This is a genomic window from Streptomyces sp. S6 (assembly GCF_054880855.1).
Map to the genome: position 1 here is coordinate 1 of NZ_JBTYMC010000468.1, position 3,708 is coordinate 3,708.

Annotated in this window: 1 protein-coding gene; it reads right to left on the minus strand. The window is 74.8% G+C overall.

The window, feature by feature from the left end; all coding sequences use genetic code 11:
- A partial coding sequence (locus ACVNF4_RS33725; protein ID WP_461806680.1) for an SDR family NAD(P)-dependent oxidoreductase occupies positions 1-3,708 on the minus strand: 3,708 nt, incomplete at both ends.

Consider the following 3,708-nt stretch of genomic DNA (forward strand, 5'->3'; position numbering starts at 1 on the left):
CGAACGGCCGTCCGCCGAAGCGCCGCCGCAACGCCGCGACCTGGAGGTCCACCGCCGCGTCCAAGGTCTGCGGCAGCGCCTCACCCCGCCCGTAGCCGGGCAGACCCGCCGCCCAGACGGAACGCTGCCCGCGCAGCGCCATCGCCAGGCGGAGGAACTGGTGGGCACCTGTGGGGGCGATGAGGGACGGCAGGCAGACCAGCCCCACGTCGTGCGAGCCCTCGCCCAGGTACAGGGTCTGCGGCTCCGGGGAGTCCGCGCCCGGGACGAGGACGGGACGCAGCCGCGCGGCGGCCTTCAGCAGGGCCCCGCCCTGGGCCGGGGGCACCGAACGCACGGCCACGTGGAACAGCGTGCCGAGAGCCGGGTCGGCGACGCCACCGGCCGCCTCGTCCCCCGCGTGCTCCGGCCGCAGCGCGGCGACCAGCGCGTCCACCTCCCGCGCCCGGTGCTCCAGGAGGTACGCGGTCAGCGCGCCCACCGAGTCCGCCTCGAAGAGCAGGGTCGACGACAGCTCGCCCAGGTCCTCCCGGAGCGCGTTGGTGAACTGGAGGACCAGGATCGAGTCCATCCCGTACGCCGTGAACGACGTCTCCCGCTCGATCTTCTCGGCCGGCACCCGCAGCGTGTCCGCCGCCTTGTCCGTGAGGTACGTGGCCAGAACGCCGGCACGCTCCTCGGCGGAAGCCGGAGCCGGAGCCGAAGGAGCCGGAGCCGGGGACGGGGCTGGAGCGGTGAACGCCGGGACAGCCGTGGCAGTCACCGGGGCCGTGGCCGCCACCGTCGTCCGCTGCTGCGGTGCCGCAGGCCGGACCACCGGTGCCGAGGCGGCAGCGGCCCGCTGGCGGGCGACGCCGTCACCCTGGGCGGCGATGATCTGCTGGCCCAGGTCGCGGGCGGACGGCAGGAGGGAGATCACCGAGGGGAACCCTTCGCCGCGCAGCACCTCGCGCCACGCGTCCGGCGCCAGCGCGGGTGAGCCGGGGACGCGCAGCGGCACGTCCTCGGAGAGCCACCAGCCCTCCAGGAGCCCGAACGTGAGGTGGCTGAACACGTCGAACGCCGTCAGCTCGTTCAGCAGCAGCCAGCCCCGGTCCCGCAGCGCGGCCTTCGCGTTGCGCAGGGTGTTACGCATGTCGCGCGTGGCGTGCAGGACGTTCGCGGCGACGACCAGGTGGTAGCCGCCCTCCTCGATGCCCTGCCCGGCGAGCGGCTGCTCGACGTCGAAGCGCCGGCAGTCGAGGTAGGGGGCGTCGGGCCCGAACCTGGCCTGGGCCCGGTTCAGGAACGCCTTCGACAGGTCGGTGTACGTGTACGTGTCGATGCTGTCCTGGAACGGCCGCAGCGCGGCGAACATACCGACACTGGTACCGCCCGTGCCCGCACCGATCTCCAGGATCCGCACCCGGGTCCCCGGGTCCTGCCGCAGCAGCTCTGCGACGATCCCGCGCGCGGCGGACGCCATGGTCCGGTTGAACGTGTCGGCGACCCGGTTGTCGCGGTAGCAGCCCTCGACGAGTTCGAGCGAACCGCGCGGGAACATCACGTCCGTCGCGGGCACCCGCCCGGTGAGGATCTCCGGCAGCGCCTTCAACGTGGCGTCGACGAGGGCCAGTTCGGCCGCCTTGTCCGGGTCGGCCGACCAGCGCGCGCACTCCGCGGCCCACTGCGCCTGAAGGACGCCGAGGGGCGGCGCCTGGTCCGGCATGACCCGCAGCGAGTGGGCGAGCCACGCCGCGTACCGCTCGTCGACGATCCCGGCACGGCCGATCCGCGCGGACTCACCGGCGCGGACGACGCCGAGCGCCTCCAGATGCGCGCGGATCAGCCGGGCCAGCAGCGGATCACGCTCGGTGCGCCGCCAGTCGGCCACACCCCGCAGCAGCGACTCGTCACCGCCGGACGGATCGACCTCGGCGGCCACCGACTCGGGGGTGACCCCGGCGGACGCGCGCTCGTACACCGTCGTCCGCCGCGTCGCGTCGATCGCGTCGATGGCCTTCGGGTCGGTCAGCTTGACGAAACTCACCTGGGGCTGCGGCCCGGAAAGGAGCGTGCCGAGCGCCGCCATGGCCTCCGGCGGCTCGATCGACCTCAGGCCCCAGCGGGACATGCTCTGCTCGTGGAACGCGGAGGCGACGCTGCCGACGGAGCCCCACCAGCCCCAGTTCATCACCCGGACCGGGCAGTCCAGATGCCGGCCCAGCAGGTGCGCGTAGGAGTCGGCGAAGGCGCAGCCCGCCGCGTAGTTGCCCTGCCCGGCGGCCGTCACGAACGACTGGAGCGACGAGAAGAACAGGACGAAGTCGAGCCGCTCCCCGCCGAACACCTGGGCCATGGCCACGCTCGTGTCGGACTTCGCGGCCAGCGCGGCCCGGAAGTCGTCCTCCGTCATCCCCGCGATGCCCCGGTCACGCAGCACGAGCGCCGAGTGGACGACGCCGTCGACGCGCCCGTAACGCGACCTGATCTCCTCGTAGGCCCTGCGCAGCGCCTCGGGGTCGGTGGCGTCGGCCGTCAGGTACCGGACCTCACCACGTCCCCGCACCGCGTGCAGCCGTGCCTCGACGGAGGCGTCCTGCGGCCGGCGCCCGAGCCACACCACGCGCGCGCCGTGCCGCTCGGTGACGTGCCGGGTCCACGCCTCGCCGAGGCCGCCCGCGCCGCCGATGACGACGTACACGCCGCCCTCCCGGTACGGAACCGTCCCCGAGGGGGCGGCGACCGTCGGGACGAGCCGCTGACGCAGCCACTGTCCCGAGCGCCGCGCCCAGCTGCCGCCCGGAGTGCGCGCCGGAAGTCCGGCGAGACCGGCCGTCTCGTCGAGGTCGACGCGCCGCACCGTCCAGTGGCCGTACTCGCGCTCCACCGACCCCAGCAGACCGTGCAGGGCCGCGTGCGCGGGCCTCGTCGGCTCACCCGCGTACGTGGCGAGGGCGCCCCGGGTGACCAGGGTCAGGGTGCGGGAGCGGGCGTCGCCGCCGGCCCGCAGCACGGCCTTGAGCATGCGGAACGCCGCGATCACGCCGATCTCCTGGGCGGCGCCGAAACCGGCGGCGTCCGTCACGTGCGGCGTGGTGTCCGGGGCGATCCACATCACGTGGTCGATCTCGCCCTCGGCCGTCAGCGCGGCCGTGTTCTCCTCGACCGAGGCCGTCAGCGGCACCCGCCAGGCCCGGGCCCGGGGGAAGTGCCGGACGACGTCGGCGAACTCCTCCTCCGAGGCACCGACCACGAGAACCGGCTCCCCGCCGGACGCGGCCGTCACCTCCTCGCCCGGCACCGGCTCCCAGACCGGGGTGAAGAGCGAGGGCGCCGACTCGGGGGAGGCGGGGTCCGGCGCGGACCCCGGAACGGCGCGCGAGGTGTAGCCGGTCAGCCGGACCCGGACCGCCCCCGACTCGTCGACGAGGTCGACGTCGAGGCGGCGCAGCGCGCCGGGCACGACGCGGACCACGGCCCACATCGTGTCGTCGCAGGGCCCGAACAGCTCCAGCGTGTCCAGGGCGAACGGCACCACGACCTCGCCGCCGGAGCCGTCGAGCGTCAGCGCCATGGACGCCTGGATCGCCGAGTCCGTCAGCGCGGGGGACAGGACGTACGGGAACGCCTCGCCGGACGGGGCGCGCAGCCGGGCGACGACGGTGCCGTCACCGACGTACGCCTCGTCGATCGCGCGCAGCGCCGGGCCGTGGGTGATGCCCGCCG